This window comes from Mesorhizobium sp. FG116 (genome assembly GCF_057809835.1).
Window position 1 is genome coordinate 198,589 of sequence record NZ_JBMDKS010000004.1, and the last position, 24,962, is coordinate 223,550.

Below are 24,962 nucleotides of genomic sequence, written 5' to 3' on the forward strand. Positions count from 1 at the left end.
TTCGCTTTCATTTGAATATGGCGGCAACGTGGCGCATTGGCCAATCATGCCAACCTCAGTGACACAAAAGACAAGGCCAGTGCCTTTTGGGCACCGGCCTTGCTTGGCTCTCAAACTCGCGCCAGTCGGCGCAGCGATCACTTACATGCGGTAAGCGATGGTATCGTTCCAGAACCTGTCCAAGCGCTGCAACGCGCGGTTCATCTGCTTGAATTCGTCGGTATTGATGCCGCCAACCTGCTCAATCGAGCCAACGTGACGTTCGTAAAGGCCGGCCACGACTTCCGCGACGTCGGAGCCCTTGTCCGTCAGGCTGACCCGCACCGAACGGCGGTCAATGCGCGAGCGCTGGTGATTGATGAAGCCTAGATCGACCAGCTTCTTCAGATTGTAGGAAACGTTGGAGCCGAGGTAGTAACCACGCGAGCGCAATTCGCCGGCCGTCAATTCAGCGTTGCCGATGTTGAAAAGCAGCAGTGCCTGAATGGCGTTGATGTCGGAACGGCCGTTGCGGTCGAACTCATCCTTGATGACGTCAAGAAGACGGCGGTGCAACCGCTCGACGAGCTGGAGCGATTCCATGTACAGCGAGCGGATCGCCTCACGGCGGTCGTCGGATACGTTTGCGGACTTCGCCGCAGGACGCGGGTTGTTCATTGTCTTTGCCTCTCGTTTGTCGCCCGGTGATTTTTTGTTTTTCTCACCTTGGGACCGACACTATCGAATACTCATAAAATTCGACTTAAACGCCAAGGCTAACAAGAGCTTACCGGTAACAGGTCGCTGAGAGGCTTAATGAATGGTCACGTCCATTCTGAAAGTTAACCTAAATATTTACTGAACACGCAGAGCCTGAACTACCGCGCTTCCTTCCGCTTTTGCATATGCATCAGCAGCCTTAGCGCAATGTAGATCAACGCAACGGCGGCATGGATAAATGCAATCGGCCAGCGCTCGCCAAAATACTGCGGGAAGCCGACATACATGGCGGTTTCGGCGGAAGCGCATAAAAACCAGATAACCGGCGCCCAAGGCGCAAGCATCCAAAGGCCCGCAGCCGCGAATGGAAAAAGCACCGCAAGCGCAGACGCGGCAATCTGCCAATGAACAGGCATCAGGTCGAAACGGAACAACGTCCCGGGGTAAAACCCGATCAACCTGATCCAGTACAGCACGCCAAACAGAAGACAGTAGGCCGCAACGATGCGCATGAACCAAGCGAATATGGTTTCGGTGGCGGTCGGCTGAAGTGCTGGCCGTCTCGAAACACTGTCGCTCACAGGACCAATTCCCGTGCGCCCAGAGAGGCGAAATAGGCTTCAACCTGTTCTTCACTGACGGCATCAAGGCTGGCCGGCTGCCACACAGGCACTGAGCCCTTGTCGATAAGGGCAGCACGGATGCCTTCGTAAAAATCCTTGCCGGCCAGCATGCGGTTGAGGATGCGGAACTCCATGCGCATGCAATCGTCCATAGAAAGTTGGGCCCCTGCCTTGATCTGACGCCACGCAACTTTCAGGCTTGTCGGCGACCGCGACAGCATCGTCGTCAATGTCTTCGCGGCGAATTCGTCGGACGCGGCTGCCTGCCTCAGGCTTGCCAGGATGTCGCCCAACGAGCCGGCGGAGAAGTGCCGGTGGACGGACGCAAGAGTTGCTGCGTCGGTCTCAGCGGCTGCAGGTGCGTGGAAACGGGCCAACACCTGATCGGGTTCGCCACTCTTGACCAGTGTGTCGAAAAACTCCGCCTGTTCCGCAGCCTTGATCGTATGCGTGGCCAATCCAGATGCCAGCGCGTCACCGTATCTGATGCGGTTTCCCGTGAGGCCGAGATACAGGCCGAAACTGTCGGCAAGGCGCGGCAGGATGTGGCTGCCCCCGACGTCCGGGAAGAAGCCAATACCCACTTCCGGCATGGCAAATACCGCGTTTTCAGTCAGGACGCGGTGCGAACCATGAAACGACACGCCGAAGCCTCCACCCATCACGATACCATCAATGAGCGCGACATATGGCTTGCCGAAACGGGCAATCAGGGCATTCAGCCTGTATTCGTCTGCGAAGAACTCGACTGGAAGCTGTCCGGCCTTGCCGGCCTCGTAGACCTGAAGAATGTCGCCGCCTGCCGAGAACGCCCTGCCCTCGCCCCGGATCACGACAAGCTGAACGCCATCATCCTCGTGCCATGCCTCCAAGGCCTCGGTGAGCGCACGGACCATCTTGTGCGTGACGGCATTTAGGGCCTTCGGGCGATTCAACGTGACGACGCCTGCCCGCCCCTCGACGTCAAAACGGATTTCATCGCCGCCGCCAAAATCCATACGCCGAGAATCCCCTTCCGGTGAAAGTACGGCTGAAAGTGCTAAGGGCGGCACATGGATGCGTCAATGCCGACACAACGATGTCGCATTGGTCGAAGGCCTTCCCTCATGCTAAAAGCTCCTGCGGAGCGCAGTTCGGGAATAGATACGATCCCATTCTCGTTTTTGCGGCATGTAGAGCAGACCCGGGCGCAGCAGTGGCCGCTCGAGCGGAGTTTGGAAATGAACAGGTTCGCACCCACCAAAGCGGCAGGCGCGCTGAGCGTAGACGAAGTCACCAACTCCAGACGGCTGAGGCGCATGCGCAAGGCGGCGTGGTCGAGGCGCCTCGTTCAGGAAAACCATCTCACCGTCGACGACCTGATCTGGCCGATGTTCGTCGTTGAGGGCACCAACGTGCGCCAGCCCGTCGAAGCGATGCCCGGCGTTTTTCGTTATTCAGTCGATATCGCCGTCAAGGAAGCCGAACGCGCCGCCAAGCTCGGCATTCCGGCCATCGCGACTTTCCCGAAGGTGGACCTCAGCCTGCGCGACGAAACGGGTTCGCATATTCTCGACCCGGACAATCTCATCAACCGCACCACCCGCGCCATCAAGGCAGCGGTACCGGAAATCGGCATCATCACCGATGCGGCGCTCGATCCGTTCACCAGCCATGGCCACGACGGCATCCTGCGCGACGGCATTATCGCCAACGATGAAAGTGTGGAGCAGATTACGGCGGCAGCGGTGCTGCAGGCGGCAGCCGGCTCCGACATCATCGCGCCATCGGACATGATGGACGGCCGCATTGGCGTTATCCGGTCGGCGCTCGACGCCAACGGTTTTCAGGACGTGGCCATTATGTCCTACGCGACGAAATTCGATTCCGCCTTCTACGGTCCCTACCGCGATGCGATCGGCACTGCGGGCCTGCTTAAGGGCGACAAGAAAACCTACTACATCAACAACGCCAATTCCGCCGAGGCGCTGCGCGAGGCCGAGCAGGATATCCTCGAAGGTGCCGACATGATCATGGTCAAGCCCGGCCTGCCCTATCTGGACATCGTGCGCCAGTTGAAGGACCAGTTCGCCATGCCGACCTTCGCCTATCAGGTATCGGGCGAATATTCGATGATCAAGGCGGCAGCAGCCAATGGCTGGATCGACGGCGAACGGGCGATGCTGGAAAGCCTGCTAGCGATGAAGCGGGCCGGCTGCGACGGCATCCTCACCTATTTCGCGCCTACGGTCGCGGAAATGCTGAAGCGATAGCTGTTTTCCTGACGGGTTTGTGTTCGAATGAACCGGCCGGCTTGTGATATGCCCGGCATCACCGGCGTGCCCGACAATCTAAACTGAACGCGCCGCCGGTTTTGCGAACCAGTCAGGAACATCCAATGGAATACCGCTATCTTGGCCGCTCAGGCCTGAAAATCTCGACGCTGACCATGGGCACAATGACCTTCGGCGGCGCCGGCAAATTCGCTGCCGTGGGAAAAACCGATGTTGCCGACGCCCGCCGCCTGATCGACCTCTGCCTTGACGCAGGCATCAACCTGATCGACACGGCCAATGTTTACTCGAACGGTCTGTCGGAAGAGATCATCGGCGAAGTACTGGATGGCAAGCGCAAGAACGACGTGCTGATCGCGACCAAGGCGCGCCTGAAGATCGGACCCGGCCCGAACGACGAGGGCCTGTCGCGGCACCACCTGATCCGCGAATGCGAGCGCAGCCTGAAGCGGCTGAAAACCGATGTGATCGACATTTACCTGCTGCATGAGTGGGATGGGCTGATACCGGTTGAAGAAACCATGGCGGCGCTCGACACGTTGGTCGAGCAAGGCAAGGTCCGTTACGTCGGCTGCTCGAATTTTTCCGGCTGGCACATTATGAAGGCGCTGGGAGTGGCCGAGCGAAACAACCATCCGCGGTTCGTGACGCAGCAGATCCACTACACGCTGGAAGCTCGTGAAGCGGAATACGAGTTGCTTCCGATCTCCGTTGACCAAGGGCTTGGGGTCATGGTGTGGAGCCCGCTTGCCGGCGGCCTTCTGTCTGGAAAATACAGCCGCGACCAGGAAACTGCCCGGCAATTGTCGGGCTGGCATGAACCGCCGATCCGCGATGAGGACAGGCTTTGGCGTATCGTCGATGCACTCAACGAGATTGCCAGGGAGCGTAACATCTCTTCCGCGCAGATCGCACTGGCCTGGCTGCTCCAGCGCCCGGCGGTATCGACGCTGGTGATCGGAGGGCGCAACGAAGCGCAGTTCAAGGACAATATCGCCGCGGCAAGCCTTGTCCTGAGCGAGGACGAGAAGAAGAAACTCGATGCGGTCAGTCTGCCGCCGGTGCTCTATCCGTATTGGCACCAGCAGGCCACCGCCCACAGGAGTTTTGGCGAAGCGGATCTGGTTCTGGACCGAACCAGCCCGCGCATCTGAGACCATCTCACTGTGACGACTGCGACCAGCGCCGACGACGACGCGCACAGCATTCACTGGCGGAGAAATCTCGCCGTCTGCTTCCTTGGCTCGTTCACGACAATCGTGGCGATGACGCTCCTGTTGCCGTTTCTCCCGCTTTATGTGGCGGAACTTGGCGCAGAGGGCCACGCATCGATCGTGCAATGGTCAGGCATCGCCTATGGGGCGACATTCGTCGCGGCCGCGCTGGTCGCTCCGCTTTGGGGCAGGCTCGGCGACCGATATGGCCGCAAGCTGATGCTTGTGCGCGCCAGCCTCGGCATGGCTATCTGCATGTCGCTTATGGGCATGGTGCAAAGCGTTGAACAGTTGGTGTTGCTGCGGCTGCTGGTCGGCTTTGCTGGCGGATACTCGTCCGGCTCGACAATCCTTGTCGCTATGCAGACGCCGAAGGAACGCTCCGGCTGGGCGCTGGGCGTCCTGTCGGCAGGAATCATGGGGGGCAATCTCGTTGGCCCCCTGATCGGTGGCGGGTTGCCGCCGCTTATCGGTATTCGCGCCACGTTCCTGCTTTGCGGCGGCGTCATCTTCCTTGCCTTTCTCGCCACGAGTTTCCTGATCAAGGAGGACCGGCGGGTTCCGGGCAAAGCCAAGACGAAACAGGACGGCGCGTGGCGTTCGATCCCTGACAAGCGCCCGGTTGTCGCCATGCTGTTCACCGGCATGCTCTTGATGTTTGCGAACATGTCGATCGAGCCGATCATCACGGTATATGTAGCGCAACTGGTCGAAGACCAAGCGCGGGTGACGCTTGTTGCAGGCGTGGTGATGTCTGCGGCGGCACTGGGCAGCATCTTATCAGCCTCACGACTTGGCCGGCTCGCGGACCGGGTCGGCCACTGGAATGTCGTCATCGTAGCGCTCGCGGTTGCCGCACTGTTGCTCGTACCGCAGGCCTTTGTCACCGAAAGCTGGCAACTGGTGGCACTGCGTTTTCTCATGGGACTTGCGCTTGGCGGGTTGTTGCCGTCGATCACCAGCGTCATTCGCCACAACGTGCCGGATCGTGTCGGCGGGAATGTGCTTGGCTATTCGATCTCGGCCCAATATGTCGGCCAAGTGGCGGGTCCGGTGCTTGGCGGTTTCGTGGGAGGCCATTTCGGCATGCCGGCAGTTTTCCTGGGGACGAGCGTGCTTATGGCACTTGGCGCGGCGTACAACTGGCTGGCTCAGGCCCGCCGCAATCAATGACCTCGCGGAGATAGTGAAATGAGCCGCATTCTTGTGTTTGCCGCCGGGCTCTGCGGAGCAGCCGGCGTGGTGCTTTCAGCGGCGGCAGCCCATCGTGGCGGAGCATTCATTGGCACCGCGGCATCTTTCCTGCTTATGCACGCGCCTGTTTTTCTTGCCGCCGGTCTTCTCAATGCCAATCGCGTCCTACGTACGGGAAGCTACATCCTGATAGTCGGGCTGATCGTGTTCAGCGGTGATCTGCTTGCTCGCGACTTTATCGGATCGCGTCTCTTCCCCTTCGCCGCGCCAGTCGGTGGCACACTTCTTATTGCCGGATGGCTTGGCATCGCCCTCTCGGCACTGCGCCCGACCGCGAAGCAAGACATGGCCGACAAATCTTGAAATAGATCCCGTGTTCTCCCATCTGATGTCTACCGGCTTAAACGAGTGAGCCGAACCAGAAGGGGTAAGCATGAACGCCCGCGTTCTTGACGGTGAAATCATTACAGGTCGACTGGACGATGTGCGTGCCTATGAGGGCGTGCGCACCCGCCGCATCATGGCTTTCGCCATCGACTACCTCATTGTCGGTTTGCTGACGATCCCATTTGCCATTCTGGTGCTTGTGCTCGGCTTGCTGACATTCGGCATTGGCTGGGCGCTATTCGGCATTCTGGTGCCGGCGGTGGCCATCCTCTACATCTGGAACACCTTGGGCAGCGCGGACCAGGCAACCACCGGCATGAAGCTGATGAACATACGCCTCGACCGGCTCGATGGGCGACGCATCGACGGGATGACAGCCGTGGTTCACTCCGTGCTGTTTTGGGCGGGCAACGTGATCCTGACGCCGCTGGTGCTGCTGGTTACCCTGTTTTCCGACCGTAAGCGCACATTGCACGACCTCTTGCTTGGCACAGCGGTTTCGCGAACGGACCGCTGAGCAGGCTTGTGTAAACCCCGGCTGCCGCCTAAACTGGCCGCGATGGGGATGGAGCTCCCCCGAAACCGCCTGCAAAGGCTGATGACTCCTACCGCAACGAAACCGCGGTAGGGATGCGTCTTAAAGACCCCGCCGCAAGCGGGTTTTTTTATGCCTGCGCTCACGGAGGGTATTATCAAGTGTCCTTTTCCACATGCCTCGCGGTGATGATCGGCGGCGCAATCGGCAGTCTCGCTCGTTACCTGATCTCGGTTCTGGCTTTACCAATTTCGGGATCGCTACCGTGGGGAACAATTCTCATCAATGCAGGCGGGTCTTTTCTCATAGGTCTGTTTGGCACGCTGACCTTGGCCGATGGTCGTTACCCGGCATCGGAAAGCGCTCGCATGTTTGTGATGATCGGTCTTTGCGGTGGCTTCACCACATTTTCCTCGTTCAGCCTGCAGACGCTGGACCTGTTGCGCAGCGGTGCGGTCGTGCGAGCGTCGGCAAATGTCGTGGCATCGGTGGTGCTATGTGTCGGCGCTGTCGCGGTCGGACACCTCATCGCGACGCATTTCAATCGCGATGTTCGCATCGCCCAGATTGCCATCGAAGAAGAAGGTAGGCCTGTACCACCGCAAAACTCTTGAATTTTTTGCAGACCACGCCAAGGTAGAGCGAGTCGTGGAGTTACTTTTTGGCTAAATGACGCACCACCCGACCCAGTCGCCGCAGTTTTTCCTGACAGCGCCATCGCCCTGCCCGTATCTCGATGGCCAGTTTGAGCGCAAGGTTTTTACCCATCTCGTCGGCGACAAGGCTCCGGAGATAAACGACCTGCTGACGCAAGGCGGCTTTCGACGTTCGCAAAACATCGCATACCGGCCTGCATGCGAGACCTGCCGCGCCTGTGTCTCTGTGCGCATCGTGACGCAGGAATTCGTACCGAGCCGCAATATGCGCCGCGTCATGCAAGAAAATGACGACCTCGTAGGCGTCATGCAGGCTGCGGAACCATCGACAGAGCAATATTCCCTTTTTCGCGCCTATCTGGATGCACGTCACCGTCGTGGCGGCATGTCGGACATGACCGTGCTGGACTACGCCATGATGGTTGAAGACACGCACGTCGATACGAAGATCATCGAATATCGGCGTCGCGGCCCGGACACGTTCATCACCGGCAAGGGCCAGGGAGAACTGATCGCAGTTGCGCTCACCGACAAGATGGCCGACGGGTTGTCGATGGTCTATTCCTACTTCAATCCCGAGTTGGACAGCCGATCACTCGGCACGTTCATGATCCTCGATCATATCACCCGCGCCAAGGCGATGGGATTGCCCCATGTATATCTCGGCTACTGGGTCAATGGTTCACGCAAGATGAACTATAAGATGCGCTTCCAGCCGCAAGAACATTTGGGGCCAAAAGGCTGGGAGCGTTATTCGGGTTCGTGACAATGGCGTCAGATCCGAGCAGAACGACCGGCCGATAGTCCTGCGGGACTGAGTTTCTTCAACAAAAATCTGGATGTCCCTTCATCCGCCAGCCGGGGTCTTTGCCTTGTCAGAAACAAACCACCACACCAAAGGCCTGGTTTTAACCGCCATAGGCGGCATGGCCCTGACAGTGGACATTCCATTGGTCCGTCTCGCCAACGGTGAGGCATGGTCAATTCTTCTGGTACGCAGCGGCACGACCTTTTTGGCGGCCCTGTTGATCTGGGCAGTGTGGCGGTGGCTGACACCAAAAGCGCCGCAACTCATACCCGGACGAGACGGGCTGGTAGTCGCGACGCTTTACGGCATCGGATCGATCACCTTCATTACTGCGGTGTTTCACACCTCGACCGCCGACCTCGTCTTTATTCTCGCCTTCAACACGATGTTTGCAGCGCTTTTATCCTGGCTGTTCCTGCGCGAAAGGCCGCGACCCGTAACGCTGGTCGCGATGGCGCTTATGATCTTCGGCGTCATGATCATCGTCAGCAGTTCGCTTGGAACCGGCAACCTGTTCGGCAATCTGATGGCGCTTGCCTCTGCTTTCTGCATCGCTTGTGCCATCACCATTTCGCGCGCCAGCGGCAAGGACATGGGCTTCACCGCGCTGGTCGGCGTGATCTTTCCGTTCGCCATCGCGGCCTACATGGTATCAGGCGTGGGCTTCCATATCGCCGAACCGTGGTGGATTATCTTCAACGGCGCAATCATCATGCCAATTTCGTTCTTCTGCCTCGCCAATGGACCCAAATACATTTCGGGACCGGAAGTTGCGATGTTCTATCTGCTCGAGACCGTGCTTGCGCCGGTATGGGTCTGGATGATCTTTTCGGAAGTGCCGACACGCGACAGTCTGATTGGCGGAACAATCCTGATCGTCACGCTTATCGCGCATTCAACGTGGCAGCTTGTCCAAGGGCGAAAGCGGCGGACCGCTTCCGTGGTTCGTCATCCGGCCTGAGTGGTCCGCGACGATCGGTATTCTGACGTCTGTTCTTCCTCGATTGTCAAAGTCGTTTCGCGCTGTTCAACAAGCACGGGCGACGCCGGGGCAATTTCGGTTGTTTCAGTTTCGTGCAGCCATTCGCGCCAGATCGCCACCAACAGCGCCATCAGGACAGGGCCGACAAAAAGGCCGACGAAGCCCATCGTCTTGACCCCACCGACCAAACCAAAAAAAGTCGGCAGGAATGGGAGCTTGATGGGCCCACCAACCAGCTTGGGGCGCAACGTCTTGTCGACGATGAAAAGCTCCACCGTTCCCCACATGAACAATGCAACACCGGCAACGGGCGAACCGCTGGCAACCAGATAGAGCGACACCAGCGTGAAGGAAAGCGGTGCACCGCCCGGAATCAAGGCCATCAGTCCAGTCAATGCGCCAAGGGTCACAGGGGAAGGAACGCCGGCCAGCCAATAGGCAATGCCGAGGACGACGCCCTCACCTATCGCGATCAACGTCATGCCCGTTACTGTCGAGCTGATCGTCGCCGGCACCACGCGCGAAATCCGCTCCCAACGCGTTGGCAGTATGCGCTCGCCAATCCGATCGATCTGGGCGGCGAAGGCTTCGCCATCCCGATAGGTAAAAAAGAGTGCAATCAGCATGAATAGCAGCGCCAACAGGAGGCTGAAGGCACTGCCGCCTGCGGCCACCACGCCGCGATAAATGCTGCCGATATTGGCGCCGCTGACCAGCTGGATCAGCTCGCCGATTCCGCCCGGATGGTTGAGAGTGAGCGTCCACTGCTCATCAAGCCACACGCCGACGACCGGCAGCGCCAGGATCCAGTGCGGTGTTGGCGCGCCAATCCTATTGGCTTCGACAGCCCAGACCACCCACTCGTGTATTTCGTTGAAGGCATAGGTGCTGGCGAAGGCGATCGGCACGATCAGGAACGTGAGGATCAAAAGGATCGCGCAGGTGGCCGCTATAGTACGACTCCCACCGACTGCCGCCAGCAGCCGCCGATAGAGCGGCCAACTCGCAAAGGCGATTATGAGGGCCGCCAACACGGGCACCAGAAAGCCGTGGAAGAAGTAGACGCCTGCTGCAACAATCAGGATAAGAAGCCAGCGTGCTGCCGACAAAGGCTGAACCACTGCGGCCCGAACGGGTGCAGCGCGGCCCATCAAACGCAATTCGCGCCTGTTCTTGTGACTTTCCTGTTCGTTCAAACGCTGTTGCTCCAAACCCCGCGCCATCGATTGTCTGGCGCACTATGCGCCCGCATTGTGCAGCAATCGTTACAGCAAGCCAACCTGACGAAAGTTTGCTCTTCTGCGCAATTGGACTTCCGGCCGGCTTCAGCCAAATTTACCGGTGCGCGGGAACCCCTTAGGCACCATGCGGCCGGCCGACGCACGAGCGCCCACCCATTCCGTTAATTCAGCCTGTGACTTGGTGAAGGTTCGATCAGCCGAATCCTGCCAGGAGAGACCGGCCTCAATTGCAAATGTCTTGAGGTCGAGCACGCCGCCGTCCTTGTACTTCTGCAAGCGAACACCCTTGCCACGCGCCATCTCCGGGATTTCCGCAAGCGGAAACACAAGCATCTTGCGGTTCTCGCCAACGACAGCGAGATGATCACCCGCCACCGGGATACAGGACTTTGCCTCGTCCGGCGTCTTTACGTTCATTACCTGCTTGCCCTTGCGGGTATTGGCGACGACTTCGTCTTCCACAACCACGAAGCCATTACCCTGATGCGACGCGAGAAGAAGCTTGCGCTTTGGCTCATGCACGAAGGCGGTGACGATATCCTGGTCGTTTTCCATATCGACGATGATGCGGATGGGTTCGCCATGTCCACGCCCGCCCGGAAGACGATCAGCGCCGATGGTGTAGAATTTGCCGCCCGTGGTGAAGACTAGGATTTTGTCCGTGGTTTGCGCGTTAAAGGCCAGCTTCAGGCTATCGCCTTCCTTGAACGTAAGCTGGGCATGGTCCGTCAGATGCCCCTTCATCGCACGCAACCAACCCTTTTCGGAGACGACCACCGTGACCGGTTCTTTCTCGATCATCGCCTGGGCAATGTCGGTAAGATCGTGATCGGGGGCCTCTGCAAACTTGGTGCGGCGCGGCCCAAGCTCCTTGTTCTCTTCGGGTCCGAAATCCCTACGTATCTTCTGGATTTCCCAAGAGATCGTCTTCCATTGCTTCGCTTCGGACTCGAGCAGTGCCTCGATCTGCTTCTTCTCGGCAGACAGACCGTCGAATTCCTTGCGGATCTCGAATTCTTCCAGCTTGCGAAGGGCCCGCAGCCGCATGTTGAGGATGGCTTCGGCCTGCGTGTCGGTCAGCGACCAGCGCGCCATCATTACCGGCTTGGGCTCGTCCTCCTCGCGGATGATCCTGATTACCTCGTCGATGTTGAGGTAAGCAACGAGATAGCCGGCAAGGATCTCCAGCCGCCGTTCGATTTCACCAAGGCGGTGGCGCGAGCGGCGGATGAGCACGTCGCGGCGGTGGTCAAGCCACTCCTGGAGCACGCCCTTCAGTGAAAGGACGTTCGGCACGCGGCCGCGCGAAAGCACATTCATGTTGAGCGAGAAACGGCTTTCAAGCTCGGTGAGCTTGAACAGCGACTCCATCAGGATGCCCGGATCGACGCTGCGGCTCTTGGGAACAAGAACAATGCGGATATCTTCGGCGCTTTCGTCACGGACATCATCGAGCAAGGGCAGCTTTCGCGCCATCAACAGCTCGGCGATTTTCTCGATCAGGCGCGACTTCTGTACGCCATAGGGAATTTCGGTGACGGCGATCGCCCAGGTTCCCCTGCCCTGGTCTTCTTGATGCCATTTCGCCCTGACGCGGAAGCTGCCGCGGCCGGTCTTGTAAGATTCAAGGATAGTGGCGCGACTGTCGATGACGATGCCGCCGGTGGGGAAATCCGGCCCTTGGACAAAGTCCATCATCTTTTCGTCGGTCGCATCCGGATTGTCGATCAGGTGCAGCGCCGCGTCGCAGAGTTCCGCCGCGTTGTGCGGCGGGATAGAGGTCGCCATGCCGACCGCGATGCCGGACGAGCCGTTGGCCAGCAGGTTCGGGAACGCGCCGGGCAGCACGACCGGCTCCTCGTCTTCCTCATTGTAGGTCGGGCGATAGTCGACAGCGTCTTCGGTGATGCCTGCCAGCAATTCGCTGGCCACGTCTGTCATGCGCGCTTCGGTGTAGCGCATGGCGGCAGCATTATCGCCGTCAATGTTACCGAAGTTGCCTTGCCCGTCGACCAGCGGGTAGCGCATGGAAAAATCCTGCGCCAGCCGGACCAGCGCATCGTAGATCGACTGGTCGCCGTGCGGGTGGAATTTACCCATGACCTCGCCGACGATGCGGGCGCATTTGGCAAAACCCTGATCCGGATTGAGACGCAGGAGCCGCATGGCATGCATGATGCGCCGATGGACCGGCTTCAGCCCGTCGCGCACGTCGGGCAAGGCACGATGCATGATGGTCGACAGCGCATAAGCGAGATAGCGCTCTTCCAACGCCTTCTTCAGATCGACCGGCTCGATATTGTCACCACCGCCATTGTCAGGCGGCAAAAGGCTCTTTCCCATGAGTTTGGACTAGCCGAGGCACTGATTCGCGGCAAGGGCAAGACGCAATCGGTGAAATCCACGCCCCAGTTTCCACAGACAGGCTTAGGGGCAAGTCAGGACCTGTTAAACAACAGCCAAGGTGCCGCGTAGCGGCAATTGCCTTTTTTCGCGAATTTCGACCAATGTGTCGCGAACGCCTTGCTCCGGTCCAGTTCTTTCCGGACTGAAATGACAGATGAAGAATCCCACCAGCCTCAGGCACTTTTGGAGCCCGCGATGATCATCCACCGCACGACTTTTCAGAAACTGGCTTTCTCCACCTTCCTGTTCAGCATGAGCTTGAGCCCTGCACTCGCCCAGGACACAGCGGCGGTTGCCGAACGACTGAAGGCTCTGCTTTCAAATCAGGGCATGGAAATGAGCTGGACCGGAATATCGGGTGATGCGTCCAGCATGGTTCTTGAAGGCGTAACGGTGAAGCCGCCTGCCGAAAAAGAAGGGCTGGCCATCGGCAACATAACGCTGGAGGGGATCATCGAGGCCGATGGCGGCTATCTGGTCGAAACGGTTTCGACGGAACCGTTCTCCAAAAGCGAGGACGGCGCGACCGTGGATGTAAGCCCGTTCATCATTCACGACATGACCCTTGCCGCCGAAGGCAGCACTGATCCGCTGGCTTCAATGATGATCTATAAGTCGGCCGAGCTGGCCAATCTTTCCGTAAAAATTGCCGACAAGACCGCGTTTTCAATGGAAAACTTCACGGTGGATGTCACTCCGCCTGCCGATGGCGAGGCAATGGCTTTCACCGGCTCGGCAAAAAAGTTTACCGGAGACCTCTCGCTGGTCGAAGATCCGAAGTCCCGCGAAATCATCGACGCTCTCGGTTACCAGACAATTTCGGGCAGCCTCGGCCTTGCTGGCTCATGGCAGCCAAGCGACGGCAAGATGAAGCTTTCGCAATATGACATCACAGTCGATGATGCCGGCACTTTCGGCATGACCTTCGATATCAGCGGCTACACTGTCGACTTCATCAAGTCACTGCAGGATATGCAGAAACAAATGGCCGCGCAGCCAGAGGGGGCGGACAGTTCCGCGCAAGGTATGGCGATGCTCGGCCTGATGCAGCAATTGACCTTCAATGGCGCTTCAATCCGTTTCGCGGACGATTCGCTGACCAACCGGCTTCTGGAGTACTTCGGCAAGCAGCAAGGCATGTCCGCCAAGGATGTCGCCAACCAGGCAAAGGCAATCGTGCCTTTCGGTTTGGCTCAGCTGAACAACCCCGAATTGACTGCACAGGCTGCCGCTGCCGTCAGCCAGTATCTCGACGACCCGAAAAGCATTGCGATCTCGGCGCAGCCGGCCTCCCCGGTTCCTTTTGCGATGATCATGGCGGATGCCATGTCCAATCCGCTCAATCTCACGAAGACCCTTGGCGTCGCAGTCAAGGCAAACGAGAACTGATGTTAGGCACTTGAATTAAGCGAAGGCCGCGCGGGCAAACGCGCGGCCTTTTCTTTTTTGGGCGGCCTGCAGTCGGGTCAGCCAAATCGAAGCGGCCGCTTCGGCACCGCACCAGAGGCGATCAGACCGAGCGGCATCAGCGGGTCAAGATGGATCGTGCCGACGGTCTCTCCGTCTTCAAACACAAGCATAGCATTGTAGCGCCGGGCCAGTGCCCGCATCGCTGCGTTCTGCGGATGGGTGGTGACCCGCAATTGGGTGTAGCCCAGTCCCCGCGCCTGCATGATCAAACGCTCGAACAAGCTTGCCCCGATGCCTCGACCCTGCAAATGCCGTTCGACGCTGAAGGCAATTTCTGCTGTCGGCTCAGCCTCTTCGGCGCGCTCATGCAGTTCAGCAGCCCCCAGAACATCGCCATTCTCGACATAACCAATGACGGTGGTACCCGAGGCAAAGGAACGATTGGCGTAGCGTTCGATAAAAGTATTGTCGGTCACGCCGTTGAAGCGGTCACGCCGGCTCTCCGGATCAAGTCTTAGAAGGTGATCCCGAAACCGTGGAAGATCTGAAGGTCTTAGCTGACGGATCGTCCCCATCAAGGGAACGGCTCTTTGAAGATCCTGTTCCATGTCGCACTCCTCGTGGGTTCCTCCCCGAGTCGCTCGTCGACGGCATGAATATTGTGCATTGCACCATAAACATCAAGTGAGGCAGGCTCGATATGCCATGTCGGAAGTGGATGGCTGATATGACGTCGCGGAATGCGCAACACCGGGATTCCGGGCTTGATGCCCGGAATTTCCGGAATAAGGTGACAAATTAATTCATCTATCCTGTTTTGGCTTGTCTAGAACTATTCCAAGGTATACCCCATATTCCGGCAAGCAGTTTTGCGAGGAATGACCATGCGGCTCACGCGCCAGACCAACTACGCTATGCGCATCCTGATGTATTGCGGAACCAACAAGGACAAGTTGAGCCGCATTCCGGAAATCGCTGCAGCTTATTCGGTATCGGAACTGTTCCTGTTCAAGATCCTTCAGCCCTTGGTGGAGAACGGTCTGGTAGAGACGGTGCGCGGTCGCAATGGCGGTGTGCGTCTTGGCCGGCCTGCCGAAAAAATCACATTGTTTGATGTGGTTCGTGTCACCGAAGACAGTTTTTCGATGGCCGAGTGCTTTGACAATGATGCCGCCGAATGCCCACTCGTCGACAGTTGCGGCCTCAATTCAGCCCTGCGCGAGGCGCTTGGCGCGTTCTTCGCCGTACTCGAGCGTCATACCATCGCGGACCTGATCGCTGCACGCCCGAATATGCGCATGGCGCTGGGCATAGACCATCTCGACCAGCGCGCGCCAGCGGCATAGGTCTGCCAGGCGCTTCGCGTTAGAGCCGTCGTCACGCGACGTGCCTGAACTTGCTTTGTCGGTTTGCTAGATGGCAGACTGCGGCAACACGAAAGGAGCATTGCCGGCCGGCAACGCCCCTACCCGCAACCGGCAACCAAATACCTGCTCGATCAACGTATCCTTGAGAACGTCACGCGGCGTTCCGGCCGCAGCAAGGTTGCCCCGGTGCATGACGTAGATGCGATCAGCAAACATTGCCGTCAGGTTGAGGTCATGGAGAATGGCCACAACGCCACCTCCGCGCTGGGCGAAGTCGCGAGCAATGTTCATGATGATCAGCTGATGCTTTATGTCGAGGCTGGATACGGGCTCGTCCAGAAACAAGTATCTCGGCTGCCCATCGATAACCGGTGCCCAAACCTGACAAAGCACGCGCGCGAGCTGCACGCGCTGCTGCTCACCACCGGACAACTCCTGATAAAAACGGCCGGCAAAACCCTGTAGGTCAACCTTCGCCAGAGCCTGCTCCGGCAGATGCTCCGCCTCGCTGGGCGACACGCCAGAACGCCCGCCAACCAGGCCAAGCTTGACAATTTCACGAACCGTAAACGGAAAGGACAAGCTCGTTGCCTGAGGTAAAACCGCGCGCACGCTAGCTGCTTGTGCCGGTGCCAAATCTGACAGGTCATTGCCGTTGACGGCGATGCGGCCACTATAGGCATATTCTCCCGACAACGCCTTGAGGAAGGTCGTCTTGCCCGACCCGTTCGGGCCAACCATCGTCGCGATTTCGCCCGGCCGGGCTTCGAAGTCGATATCCGAAACGATGCACTTCCTGCCGATCGATACCGATACGCCACGAGCTTCAATCATTGCGGGCTCGCTCACAAATCAATGATGCCGCGCTTGCGCAGCAATATCCAGAGGAAGAACGGCGCGCCTGCCAGTGCCGTCACAATGCCGATTGGCAGTTCAGCAGGCGCAACAATGGTGCGTGCAACGGAATCTGCCAGCAACAGCAAGGCAGCCCCCAGCAACGCTGAAGCGGGCAAGAGATAGCGATTGTCCGGCCCGATCAGCAGTCGCAGAAGATGAGGTACGACGATACCAACGAATCCGATGCCGCCGCTGACTGCAACCGCAGCGCCAACCGCAGCCGAGACACTCAGGATAGCGATATATTTCAGCCGCTGCACGGATATGCCGAGATGGCTGGCCGTTGCCTCACCAAGGGCCAACGCATTCAGCCCCCGTGCCAGAAATGGCATCGCAACCATCGCCGCCACGATCACCGGTCCGACAGCACCGATCTTTTGCCAGGTCGCGCCTGCAAGCGAACCCAGTTGCCAGAACGTAAGGTCGCGCAATTGGCGATCATCAGCCATGAATATCAGAACGCCAGTCAACGCCATCGCAAGCGCCGCAAGCGCGATGCCGGCAAGAAGCATGGTTGCCACCGAGGTTCGACCCTGTCGTGTTGCTACCTGATAAAGCACCAGCGTCGTGATAAGCCCGCCGATGAATGCCGCAAGTGGCAAAGTAAATGTGCCGAATATCGCCGTAAGCGGTGCGAGCATCGTGCCACCGAGCACGATGACTGCGACAGCACCGAGACTGGCACCCGCCGAAACGCCTATCAGACCAGGATCTGCCAACGGGTTGCGAAACAACCCCTGCATGACGGCGCCCGATACCGCCAGCGCCGCACCGACAAGCGCGCCAAGGACAACACGTGGCAAGCGGATATCGTAGACAATGATGTTGTCACGAATGCTCAGCAAATCTGTGCCGGCCGTTCCGCCAAACAACCAGTTGCGAACGACACTGAGGGCCGATGCATCAGAAGCGCCAGACGCGAGGCTGAACAGCATGGTGAACACAAGCACGACACCGAGCAGAAGTATGACAAGGCGCGCCCGGGACGAACGGTCACCGGCAGCCACGTATCTCAACGTGCCCGGCATACCGCCGGCAGTCTGATCGACCATCTTCGGCGCCCGTTCAATCAGTGATCTTGTCGCCGTAGAGCGATACGGCGAGGTCATGGATGGCATCGGCAGTGCGAGGACCAAAGCCAAGCAGGTAGCCACCTTCCATCCGAAGGATTGCGTGCGCCTGTCCTGCTGGAGTCGGTGCGATTGCCGGGTGTTTGAACAGATCGTCATTTGCAACCGAGTGGTCGCCGCCCCGATCCATCATCAAGATGACATCGGGACGTGCCGTGACAACCGCCTCATCGGCCAGTTGTTTGTAGCCCGAAAAACCATCGATCGCGTTCACGCCGCCGGCCAGGCGGATGATGCCATCCGCAGCCGTATCTGAACCAGACGCAAGTATCTTTCCGCCCTGCATCGACAAGACAAAAAGGATGCGCTTGCGTTCCTTGATCGAGGCGGTCTGCGCTTCGGCCTTCTTGAGCTTGCCGTCAACTTCGGAGGCGAGTGTCGCAGCTTTCTCGGGAACCCCGAGAGCAGAACCGACGACGCGAATTTTGTCGAGGATGCCCTGGTTGTCGAATGTTTCCGGCACCTCGATGTAGGGTACGCTCGCCTTCTTCAGGACATCGATAGCCTCCTTCGGGCCACTTCCCTCAAGTGCCAGAATACCGCTGGGATTGACCGACAAGACACCTTCCGGCGAAAGCTGGCGCATGTAGCCGACGTCTGGAAGCTTCAATGCGGCTTCCGGGAACGTGCTGGTGGAGTCACGCGCAACAAGACGATGCTCCTCGCCCAATGCGTAGACGATCTCAGTAATCGATCCTCCAATGGAAGCAACCTTCGAGGGGTCCTTGAATGCGCCCACGGCTTCATCGGCGATTGAAGGCGCGTTAGCCGCCAGAAAAATCGCAAATCCTACGGAAGCCCCTGCGAGAAACCGCGAAAATACTGACATACCGATGCCCTCAACCCGCCTTGGAGGTGGAAACTTTCGGCAGGTTCTCCGCCAGGAAACGCCAATCCGCCCGCTCGGTTTCGCCTTCATGACGCTCGCCGAAGAATTGAATGATGATGCGGCCTTGCGCGTCGTATGCTTCTACCGAGGTGACAAAGCCATCCTTGGTTGGTTTGCGTACGCCCCAGACCTCATCGATGTGGTCCAGGCGCAAATGCAAGTGGAAGGTCTCATCGAGGACATTCAACCACGGCCCCATCGGCTTGATCGCCTTGATCGGGCCGGAGTGAATCTGAATGCAACCCCGATTGCCGACAAAGCACATGATCGGTGTAGCTTCGGCGGCGGCATGATGCATAAGGGCCGCTACAGCCTCATTGTCGATCTTCCAAGCATAGTCCTGCCCTACCATCCGCACAGCCTGGCGGCGGTTAAGCTTCAGCGCCTTCAGCATGCCGAAGAACTGATGGACGTCGGTCAGCTTGCTCCACCGATCGCGCAAATCCTCGGTGCCGGCAGCCTCAGGCGATTCCTCAATATCTGTCGCGGCCTGTGGAAACACATCGATCGACGGGCCCTGATCTGTCGATTGCAGATCTGCAACCAGTTTCTGGAATGCGTATAGGTTTGAGGCCGGGCGCAGATGAATCTTGTGAATCGCATCGCCTGCACCGTCGAAGAATTGCAGGCTGTGGCGAACTTCGCCTTCGCTTCGCTTCTCCACGGCAAAGCCATGTACCCAGCTCTTCGGGAATATCCGTAGATCGATGTCGCGATTGAGAACGATGGCGTTGTGTTCACCTACCGATACTTTGTCGTAAACACCAATCTTTTCATGGACCGCGCTTTCATTGCGCGTCAGCGCCATGACCTCGCCGACTGCGGTCAAGCCATTGAGGACGGCGCTGACGCGCGGTTCGATCCGAACCACCCCTTCGCCGCAATGAGCAGCGACCAACTCGGCTTCAGAGATACCGAGCTGACTGGAGAGGTCGCGCTCACGCATTTTGGGATTATCGGATCGAGCCCTACGAATTTCGTTCGGGCTTGGTTTTACGCGCTGGTCCATTGTTCACCTGTATTCGCGACGCACCGCATCGGCTGCTTTTGCGACGCTTGTATTATTTGTTGAGGATGAGCTTCCCCTGCCGGGTGATCTTCAACCGGTAGAGCGCACCGTGATGTTCGATGCCGATTTCGTGCTCGCCCTGAAACAGGCTGTTGCTCGAAAGCGTCCTGACGGAGAACGGAGCGCGTTCGACCCGGACCGTCGTCGCCTGTTCTGGGCGGCGGAAGCGATAGCGGAAATCGTTGGGAGTATGAGCATTCATCGGTCTCGGTCCCTTTCGTTAGGTAGCCACGGGTACTTCAGAAATGACGAATTCATTTCTTGACTCGAATAATCATGTTTATTAGTCAGTGCAATACCGGACCAAATGAGTCAACATTTAACGTGCGGTAAGTGATCAAAAATGCCAGCAAGCGTACGCGAGCCAGCAACAGATGGTTTTAAACACCAGGAGTTGGGACATGGGGCTGGTGGCTCGGAATACGGCTGCTCTGATGTGCGGAGCGGCAATAGCGGTTCTTGTGGGGGTTCAGGTCTCCCATGCACAGCAAACAAACGAAGCTGAGAAGAAAGGGCGCGTTACCCTGCTCCAGCGTTTGATCCTGGGGGCTGGCGTCGAAAAAGTTGCAATCGATACCCCTCAGTCGGTTACGGTTGTTGAGCAAGAGGATATCGACCGGGAACAGGCCACCACTGTTGGCGATGTTCTGAAGCGCATTCCAGGCGTCAACACCTCCGGCTCGGACCGTGTATTTGGCCAGACTTTTAACATTCGAGGCATCGGCGCTCCCGAATCTGCAAATGAAGAAGGTCGAATTATCGTAACCGTGGATGGTGCCAATAAGTACTACGAGCAGTACCGTATGGGCGGATTTTTCTCCGATCCCGAACTCTACAAGAAGGTCGAAGTACTGCGTGGACCCGCATCGTCAACACTTTATGGCTCAGGCGCCATTGGCGGTGTCATCAACTTTTCTACGAAAGACGCGTCCGACTTTATCGGAGAAGGCCAGAACGGCGCTTTGAAATTGAAGGGCGCCTACAATAGCAACAAGAACGGTTGGCTAGGCTCTGCGGTGTTAGCACAGCGGCTGAGCGAAAATGCGGAATTTCTGTTTGCAGGCAACTACCGTCGCGCCGACTCTTACGAAACCGGCAACGGAACATTGGTGCCTAGTTCTGATTTCGCCGCATGGTCAGGACTGGCCAAGGGCACTTTCAACGTCGGCGACGAAGGAAAACTGCGCGTCTCATACCAGCAGTGGGACTCGGATGCCGATGACCAGAACTATGCCCAAGTCGGTACGGACGCCACTTTCGGTACGGTTGACCGTCATGTTATAGATAAGACAGCCGTCGTATCCTACGAGAACCCGTTCAGCGACAGCGACATGCTCGACCTGAAGGTTTCAGCATCATTTTCTGATACGACCGTTGACCAGACCAACGCCAGTGGGAACCCGATGTTCGGGATCACCTGCGCGACCAGCCTGCTCATCTGCGACACGGAATATGGCTACCAGACCTGGCAATTCAATGCACAGAACACCAGCGAATGGAGCGGCGATAGCTGGCAGAATTTCCTGACCTATGGCTGGCAAAGCGGCTACCAGGTACGTAGTGCTGAATCCACCACTGTCGCTGGGACTCCGTCCGGCATAAACTTCCATCCGGAAGGTTCAGATCTGAAGACAGGTGTATTTGTCCAGAACGAATTCATCTGGAACGAGCGTCTTACAATCATTCCGGGTATGAGAGTCGATTGGCATCGCTTGTCACCCAGCGATTCAACTCTCCTGACGGAAGATGATACCGATACCGCTTTGTCGCCAAAGATTGCCGCGCATTACAAATTCAACGACACCTTGGCAGTATTCGGTTCAATCGCGCATACCGAACGCTTTCCCACGCTTGACGAAGTTTATTCAACGGGGGGCAACAGCAACACCTTCAACCCAAGCCTGGACCTATCTAAGGAACGTTCGAATAACTACGAACTTGGCTTTGCCGTTTCCGCATTCGATTTGCTTCAGCAAGGTGACGGCCTGCAAATCAAGACCACCGGCTTCTACAACGATATCAAGGATCTCATCAGCCTGAACCCTGCACTGCTGAGCGGACCCAACGCGCTACCTGGTTACGTAAATATCAATCAGGCAGAGATCTACGGTTTTGAAGTCGAAGCTGCTTACGATTCCGACTATGTCTTCGCCAACGCTGGATATTCCCATGTGATCGGCAAGAACAAGATTACGGGTGCATATCTGACTACCGTTGCGCCCCACGAATTCTCATTGACCTTGGGCGGAAAGATCCCCGAGCACGATCTCAAATTCGGTTGGACGGCCCGATTTGTTGCCGGACCCCAGGACCCGGCAAGGGATACGTCGGTGCCGCCGCCAAGGTCTACTCGTTTCGCGGAATCGTTCAATGTCCACGATGTCTTCCTGTCCTGGACGCCGCAAGAAGGACAATTGGCGGGTTGGAGCGCGGAGGCGGGCGTGGAGAACATCTTCAACACCCAATACAAGGAGTTCCTCCACAACGATGCCGCGAAGGGCCGGACATTCAAGGTGTCCCTGTCCAAGCAATTCGGCTGGTAGTGGGAGCAAGAGCCATGAGACAAAGAAACCGTTTCCTGACGGCCACCGCAATCATGGCTTCGATGACGTGCGCAGCTCTTGCCCAGGAAGCTGCGCCCGGTCCTACCCTATCGCTTGAGCTCAACGGTGCGCAGCCCTCCGACAAGGGCTGCCGCCTCACCTTCGTGGTCAACAACGGCCTCGGGTCCGATCTTTCCAAGGCGGCCTACGAGATCGCGCTGTTCAACGAAACTGGTGTGGTCGATCGCCTGACCGTTCTCGACTTCAAGGAGCTTCCTGCTGGAAAGACGAAGGTGGTCCGTTTCGATCTTGCCGGCACGGATTGCGCCAAGATTTCGCGGGCGCTGGTCAACAACTCCACCGAATGTGCAGGCGCAGGCATTGAACCGGCCACCTGCATGCAGCGGTTGAAGACCAGCACGAAGACGGGCATAGCCTTCGGCATATGATCTTGGGGTTTTGTGGCGTTGGGTCTGGAACCGGCATTTTCGCGTAGCACGACGGCGGTCTGGCCACTGGCCGGGCTATCCGTCTTGCAGCCCGAGCCGGACGATCCCGACTTCGCCATCCCGCGCGGGTCGCTCCAGATATGCACGCGCGACAAGTCCGAACATGCGACACTTTCGGGAACAAGCGCTGAGCTTGCGCCGGCCGCATTTGAGCCGCTCGATCCGGCACGCGCCAAGCCGAATTCCCGCAGCCGCAAGTGGAAAGCTTCGCTGATCGCATCGTGCGTGTTCCATGCTGCGGTCGCGTTTGCCTTCATCGCCACAGGTTCCGACGAAATCCTCATCGAGGGCGGTGAGGAAGCAGGACTGGTGCTGCTCGGCAATGCGCCCGAAGACCAGAGCGCTGCCGGCGACATCGCAGTTGAGGCCGATGCCACCAAGGTGACGATCATCCCCTTCCTCGACGCCAAGCCCGTTGAGACGGTCGAGGCAAAGCCGGTGGAAACCGCCGAGGCAGTGGAGCCGGTCGAAGAGGTCACGCCCGAGGTGGCGGTCCAGGAGACCGTCCAGCCAGTGGCTGAGGACGTCCCGGACGCGGCAGCCGTTCCCGACAAGGTCGAACCGGTTACCGAGGAGCCGACGCAGGTTGCCGCCGCAAGCCCGATGCCCGAAGTGCTGACAGCGACGACGGTCACGCCCGAGAACACTGAAAATGTCGTCGCGCCGGTGGTTGAAGCAGCCGAGCCTGAGACCCCCGAGGTCGTGGAGGTTGTGCCGGAACCGAAGCCCGAGCGCGTGACCGCCGAAGCCGAGCCGGAGCCCAAGCCGGTCGAAAAGCCCAAGCCCGCCGAGGCCAAGAAACCGGAGTCGGTGAAAAAGACTGAGAAAAAGCCGCAGGAGAAAAAAGCTCCAGCAAAGCAGCCGGCGAAGGAAAAGGCCGCGTCCGGTTCCGGCGGCAAGAACCAGACCGACAGCAAGCGCGGTGTCGTGGACGGCGATGCGCAGGGCAAGACGGCCAGCGCCGCCAACAAGGGCGCAAGCTCGAGCGCGGGCAACGCCGCCGTTTCCAACTACCCCGGCAAGGTCGCCGCCAAATTGCGCCGCGCCGTTCGCTCCATCTCGCGCGCCGCGCGCTCCAAGGCCCGCAGCGACGTCCACGTGACGTTCGTCGTCAACGCCGGCGGCGGTGTCGGCGGCGTCAGCGTGGTGCGCAGCTCAGGCTCGCCGGAACTCGACCAGGCAGCCATTGCCATGGTGCGCCGCGCCGCGCCCTTCCCGCCAATCCCGCCCGAAGCTGGACGATCCAGTTGGGCGTTTACCCTGCCACTCGGCGTTCGCTGAGGAGCCAAGTTTCCAACAGCCATCCGGCATAAATCAGAGAGGATAGCCACAATGTATGTTGCCATGAACCGTTTCAAGGTCATCAAGGGCATGGAAGAAGAGTTCGAAAACGTCTGGAAGAACCGAAACTCGACCCTGAACGAGATGAACGGTTTCGAACAATTTCACCTGCTGCGCGGTGCTTTCAACGAAGCCGAGAACTACACGCTGTTTGCGTCTCATACCGTTTGGAAGAGCGAAGCCGATTTCGTCGCCTGGACCAAGTCGCAGAATTTCCGCGACTCGCACAAGAACGCCGGCACCAGCAAGCTGACCGTCTTCGGTCACCCGCAGTTCGAAGGCTTTGCTTCAGTAGAGGGCGCATGACCACAGAGGCACCAGCCGATCCGGCGCGAACAATTCCGATTCTGCCTTCGCTCGATATCGGGGTCACGAAGGCATTCTATCAAGACCAACTCGGCTTCACGGTTACCGTCTATGAGGCCGAGCAGTATCTGATCGTTCGCCGCAACGAGATGGAAATCCATTTCTGGAAAACCGACGACCGCAAGCTGCCTGAAGTGTCGGCTTGCTACATTCGCGGCGGCGAGGTGCCATTCCTCCATGCCGAGTTCTCGGCGCGCGGCGTCGAGAAGCTCAGCGCGTTTACCGTGCGACCCTGGAAGATGAAGGAATTCTATGTCTGGGACCCGCACGGCAACCTGCTGAAGTTCGGCTGCGCTCCAGAGGAAATCTAAGCGCAGCTGGATTTTTGCTACGACGCTGTTTGGGCGACCTTCTGCATCGGCAGCGCGCTGCCGCGATGTCACGGAATGGATCCCGGACAGCATCGCCATCGCTTTGCTCGGC

The 24,962-nt window shown here is 58.4% G+C and carries 26 protein-coding genes and 1 riboswitch; of the genes, 15 read left to right on the plus strand and 11 right to left on the minus strand.

Annotation, left to right across the window (positions count from 1 at the left end; all coding sequences use genetic code 11):
- Positions 1–141: 141 nt before the first annotated feature.
- From ldtR to ACODTY_RS05915, 3 genes are all read right to left on the minus strand, one after another.
- Positions 142–657 (minus strand): transcriptional regulator LdtR, encoded by a 516-nt coding sequence (gene ldtR, locus ACODTY_RS05905; RefSeq protein WP_488993351.1) that lies wholly within the window; start codon positions 655–657, stop codon positions 142–144.
- 200 nt (positions 658–857) lie between these two features.
- Positions 858–1,280: a DUF6163 family protein gene (locus tag ACODTY_RS05910; RefSeq protein ID WP_488993352.1), complete on the minus strand. Its 423-nt coding sequence runs from the start codon at positions 1,278–1,280 to the stop codon at positions 858–860.
- Positions 1,277–2,320: an enoyl-CoA hydratase/isomerase family protein gene (locus ACODTY_RS05915; protein ID WP_488993353.1), complete on the minus strand. Its 1,044-nt coding sequence runs from the start codon at positions 2,318–2,320 to the stop codon at positions 1,277–1,279. Before ACODTY_RS05915 ends, ACODTY_RS05910 begins: the two co-directional genes overlap by 4 nt.
- A gap of 222 nt (positions 2,321–2,542) precedes the next feature.
- Between ACODTY_RS05915 and hemB the strand changes: the two genes are divergently transcribed.
- From hemB to ACODTY_RS05955, 8 genes are all read left to right on the plus strand, one after another.
- Complete coding sequence (gene hemB / locus ACODTY_RS05920; protein WP_488993354.1) at positions 2,543–3,574, plus strand: porphobilinogen synthase; 1,032 nt, start codon at positions 2,543–2,545, stop codon at positions 3,572–3,574.
- 125 nt (positions 3,575–3,699) lie between these two features.
- The gene (locus tag ACODTY_RS05925) at positions 3,700–4,749 is read left to right on the plus strand and encodes an aldo/keto reductase (protein ID WP_488993355.1); all 1,050 of its coding nucleotides are present in this window, start codon (positions 3,700–3,702) and stop codon (positions 4,747–4,749) included.
- A 12-nt stretch (positions 4,750–4,761) separates the two neighbouring features.
- Complete coding sequence (locus ACODTY_RS05930) at positions 4,762–5,982, plus strand: MFS transporter (protein WP_488993356.1); 1,221 nt, start codon at positions 4,762–4,764, stop codon at positions 5,980–5,982.
- An 18-nt stretch (positions 5,983–6,000) separates the two neighbouring features.
- A complete protein-coding gene (locus ACODTY_RS05935; RefSeq protein WP_488993357.1) occupies positions 6,001–6,366 on the plus strand; it encodes a DUF423 domain-containing protein in 366 nt (121 codons plus the stop codon).
- Between the two features lie 70 nt (positions 6,367–6,436).
- A complete protein-coding gene (locus ACODTY_RS05940; RefSeq protein ID WP_488993358.1) occupies positions 6,437–6,907 on the plus strand; it encodes an RDD family protein in 471 nt (156 codons plus the stop codon).
- 35 nt (positions 6,908–6,942) lie between these two features.
- Positions 6,943–7,005, plus strand: a riboswitch (Fluoride riboswitch).
- Between the two features lie 81 nt (positions 7,006–7,086).
- Positions 7,087–7,539, plus strand: coding sequence for a fluoride efflux transporter CrcB (gene crcB / locus ACODTY_RS05945; protein WP_488993385.1), 453 nt, complete (start codon positions 7,087–7,089; stop codon positions 7,537–7,539).
- Between the two features lie 55 nt (positions 7,540–7,594).
- Positions 7,595–8,347: an arginyltransferase gene (locus tag ACODTY_RS05950; RefSeq protein WP_488993359.1), complete on the plus strand. Its 753-nt coding sequence runs from the start codon at positions 7,595–7,597 to the stop codon at positions 8,345–8,347.
- 106 nt (positions 8,348–8,453) lie between these two features.
- On the plus strand, positions 8,454–9,350 hold the full coding sequence (locus ACODTY_RS05955; RefSeq protein ID WP_488993360.1) for a DMT family transporter: 897 nt from the start codon (positions 8,454–8,456) through the stop codon (positions 9,348–9,350).
- Here the strand turns inward: ACODTY_RS05955 and ACODTY_RS05960 are convergent.
- Both ACODTY_RS05960 and parC read right to left on the minus strand, forming a co-directional pair.
- Entirely contained in the window at positions 9,338–10,522 is a 1,185-nt protein-coding gene (locus ACODTY_RS05960; RefSeq protein WP_488993386.1) for an AI-2E family transporter, read from the minus strand. The two genes, ACODTY_RS05955 and ACODTY_RS05960, sit on opposite strands and share 13 nt — an antisense overlap.
- Before the next feature lie 174 nt (positions 10,523–10,696).
- Entirely contained in the window at positions 10,697–12,955 is a 2,259-nt protein-coding gene (parC, locus tag ACODTY_RS05965; RefSeq protein WP_488993361.1) for a DNA topoisomerase IV subunit A, read from the minus strand.
- Between the two features lie 258 nt (positions 12,956–13,213).
- Between parC and ACODTY_RS05970 the strand changes: the two genes are divergently transcribed.
- Positions 13,214–14,407, plus strand: coding sequence for a hypothetical protein (locus ACODTY_RS05970; RefSeq protein ID WP_488993362.1), 1,194 nt, complete (start codon positions 13,214–13,216; stop codon positions 14,405–14,407).
- Positions 14,408–14,484: 77 nt separating this feature from the next.
- On the opposite strand, the gene ACODTY_RS05975 is transcribed toward ACODTY_RS05970, so the two are convergent.
- On the minus strand, positions 14,485–15,036 hold the full coding sequence (locus ACODTY_RS05975) for a GNAT family N-acetyltransferase (protein ID WP_488993363.1): 552 nt from the start codon (positions 15,034–15,036) through the stop codon (positions 14,485–14,487).
- Between the two features lie 276 nt (positions 15,037–15,312).
- Here ACODTY_RS05975 and rirA point away from each other — a divergent pair, with 276 nt between their 5' ends.
- Entirely contained in the window at positions 15,313–15,774 is a 462-nt protein-coding gene (gene rirA / locus ACODTY_RS05980) for an iron-responsive transcriptional regulator RirA (protein ID WP_488993364.1), read from the plus strand.
- 66 nt (positions 15,775–15,840) lie between these two features.
- On the opposite strand, the gene ACODTY_RS05985 is transcribed toward rirA, so the two are convergent.
- Genes ACODTY_RS05985 through hemP form a run of 5 tightly spaced genes read right to left on the minus strand, consistent with a single transcriptional unit; the run spans position 15,841 to position 19,982 of the window.
- The gene (locus ACODTY_RS05985; RefSeq protein WP_488993365.1) at positions 15,841–16,629 is read right to left on the minus strand and encodes a heme ABC transporter ATP-binding protein; all 789 of its coding nucleotides are present in this window, start codon (positions 16,627–16,629) and stop codon (positions 15,841–15,843) included.
- A gap of 11 nt (positions 16,630–16,640) precedes the next feature.
- Positions 16,641–17,744 carry a FecCD family ABC transporter permease gene (locus ACODTY_RS05990; RefSeq protein ID WP_488993366.1) on the minus strand — a complete coding sequence of 368 codons (1,104 nt, stop codon included), beginning with the start codon at positions 17,742–17,744 and terminating at the stop codon, positions 16,641–16,643.
- Between the two features lie 13 nt (positions 17,745–17,757).
- Positions 17,758–18,651, minus strand: a complete 894-nt coding sequence (locus ACODTY_RS05995; protein ID WP_488993367.1) for a heme/hemin ABC transporter substrate-binding protein — start codon at positions 18,649–18,651, stop codon at positions 17,758–17,760.
- A gap of 10 nt (positions 18,652–18,661) precedes the next feature.
- A complete protein-coding gene (locus tag ACODTY_RS06000) occupies positions 18,662–19,720 on the minus strand; it encodes a hemin-degrading factor (RefSeq protein ID WP_488993368.1) in 1,059 nt (352 codons plus the stop codon).
- Positions 19,721–19,772: 52 nt separating this feature from the next.
- The gene (gene hemP, locus ACODTY_RS06005; protein ID WP_488993369.1) at positions 19,773–19,982 is read right to left on the minus strand and encodes a hemin uptake protein HemP; all 210 of its coding nucleotides are present in this window, start codon (positions 19,980–19,982) and stop codon (positions 19,773–19,775) included.
- Positions 19,983–20,181: 199 nt separating this feature from the next.
- Here hemP and ACODTY_RS06010 point away from each other — a divergent pair, with 199 nt between their 5' ends.
- From ACODTY_RS06010 to ACODTY_RS06030, 5 genes are read left to right on the plus strand one after another with little or no spacing between them, the layout of a single operon-like run.
- A complete protein-coding gene (locus ACODTY_RS06010; RefSeq protein ID WP_488993370.1) occupies positions 20,182–22,323 on the plus strand; it encodes a TonB-dependent hemoglobin/transferrin/lactoferrin family receptor in 2,142 nt (713 codons plus the stop codon).
- A 14-nt stretch (positions 22,324–22,337) separates the two neighbouring features.
- On the plus strand, positions 22,338–22,772 hold the full coding sequence (locus ACODTY_RS06015; protein WP_488993371.1) for a hypothetical protein: 435 nt from the start codon (positions 22,338–22,340) through the stop codon (positions 22,770–22,772).
- An 18-nt stretch (positions 22,773–22,790) separates the two neighbouring features.
- The gene (locus ACODTY_RS06020; protein WP_488993372.1) at positions 22,791–24,113 is read left to right on the plus strand and encodes a TonB family protein; all 1,323 of its coding nucleotides are present in this window, start codon (positions 22,791–22,793) and stop codon (positions 24,111–24,113) included.
- Positions 24,114–24,164: 51 nt separating this feature from the next.
- Entirely contained in the window at positions 24,165–24,479 is a 315-nt protein-coding gene (hmuQ, locus tag ACODTY_RS06025; protein WP_488993373.1) for a heme-degrading protein HmuQ, read from the plus strand.
- Positions 24,476–24,850, plus strand: coding sequence for a bleomycin resistance protein (locus ACODTY_RS06030; protein WP_488993374.1), 375 nt, complete (start codon positions 24,476–24,478; stop codon positions 24,848–24,850). The genes hmuQ and ACODTY_RS06030 overlap by 4 nt, the downstream gene beginning before the upstream one ends.
- Positions 24,851–24,962: the final 112 nt, after the last annotated feature.

Bases quoted from the DNA above. Each gene is read 5' to 3' on its own strand.
- ldtR (WP_488993351.1), bottom strand. From the start codon at position 657: ATGAACAACCCGCGTCCTGCGGCGAAGTCCGCAAACGTATCCGACGAC.
- ACODTY_RS05915 (WP_488993353.1), bottom strand. From the start codon at position 2,320: ATGGATTTTGGCGGCGGCGATGAAATCCGTTTTGACGTCGAGGGGCGG.
- hemB (WP_488993354.1), top strand. From the start codon at position 2,543: ATGAACAGGTTCGCACCCACCAAAGCGGCAGGCGCGCTGAGCGTAGAC.
- ACODTY_RS05925 (WP_488993355.1), top strand. From the start codon at position 3,700: ATGGAATACCGCTATCTTGGCCGCTCAGGCCTGAAAATCTCGACGCTG.
- ACODTY_RS05935 (WP_488993357.1), top strand. From the start codon at position 6,001: ATGAGCCGCATTCTTGTGTTTGCCGCCGGGCTCTGCGGAGCAGCCGGC.
- ACODTY_RS05940 (WP_488993358.1), top strand. From the start codon at position 6,437: ATGAACGCCCGCGTTCTTGACGGTGAAATCATTACAGGTCGACTGGAC.
- ACODTY_RS05950 (WP_488993359.1), top strand. From the start codon at position 7,595: ATGACGCACCACCCGACCCAGTCGCCGCAGTTTTTCCTGACAGCGCCA.
- ACODTY_RS05960 (WP_488993386.1), bottom strand. From the start codon at position 10,522: ATGGGCCGCGCTGCACCCGTTCGGGCCGCAGTGGTTCAGCCTTTGTCG.
- parC (WP_488993361.1), bottom strand. From the start codon at position 12,955: ATGGGAAAGAGCCTTTTGCCGCCTGACAATGGCGGTGGTGACAATATC.
- ACODTY_RS05970 (WP_488993362.1), top strand. From the start codon at position 13,214: ATGATCATCCACCGCACGACTTTTCAGAAACTGGCTTTCTCCACCTTC.
- ACODTY_RS05975 (WP_488993363.1), bottom strand. From the start codon at position 15,036: ATGGAACAGGATCTTCAAAGAGCCGTTCCCTTGATGGGGACGATCCGT.
- rirA (WP_488993364.1), top strand. From the start codon at position 15,313: ATGCGGCTCACGCGCCAGACCAACTACGCTATGCGCATCCTGATGTAT.
- ACODTY_RS05985 (WP_488993365.1), bottom strand. From the start codon at position 16,629: ATGATTGAAGCTCGTGGCGTATCGGTATCGATCGGCAGGAAGTGCATC.
- ACODTY_RS05990 (WP_488993366.1), bottom strand. From the start codon at position 17,744: ATGGTCGATCAGACTGCCGGCGGTATGCCGGGCACGTTGAGATACGTG.
- ACODTY_RS05995 (WP_488993367.1), bottom strand. From the start codon at position 18,651: ATGTCAGTATTTTCGCGGTTTCTCGCAGGGGCTTCCGTAGGATTTGCG.
- ACODTY_RS06000 (WP_488993368.1), bottom strand. From the start codon at position 19,720: ATGGACCAGCGCGTAAAACCAAGCCCGAACGAAATTCGTAGGGCTCGA.
- hemP (WP_488993369.1), bottom strand. From the start codon at position 19,982: ATGAATGCTCATACTCCCAACGATTTCCGCTATCGCTTCCGCCGCCCA.
- ACODTY_RS06010 (WP_488993370.1), top strand. From the start codon at position 20,182: ATGGGGCTGGTGGCTCGGAATACGGCTGCTCTGATGTGCGGAGCGGCA.
- ACODTY_RS06015 (WP_488993371.1), top strand. From the start codon at position 22,338: ATGAGACAAAGAAACCGTTTCCTGACGGCCACCGCAATCATGGCTTCG.
- hmuQ (WP_488993373.1), top strand. From the start codon at position 24,165: ATGTATGTTGCCATGAACCGTTTCAAGGTCATCAAGGGCATGGAAGAA.
- ACODTY_RS06030 (WP_488993374.1), top strand. From the start codon at position 24,476: ATGACCACAGAGGCACCAGCCGATCCGGCGCGAACAATTCCGATTCTG.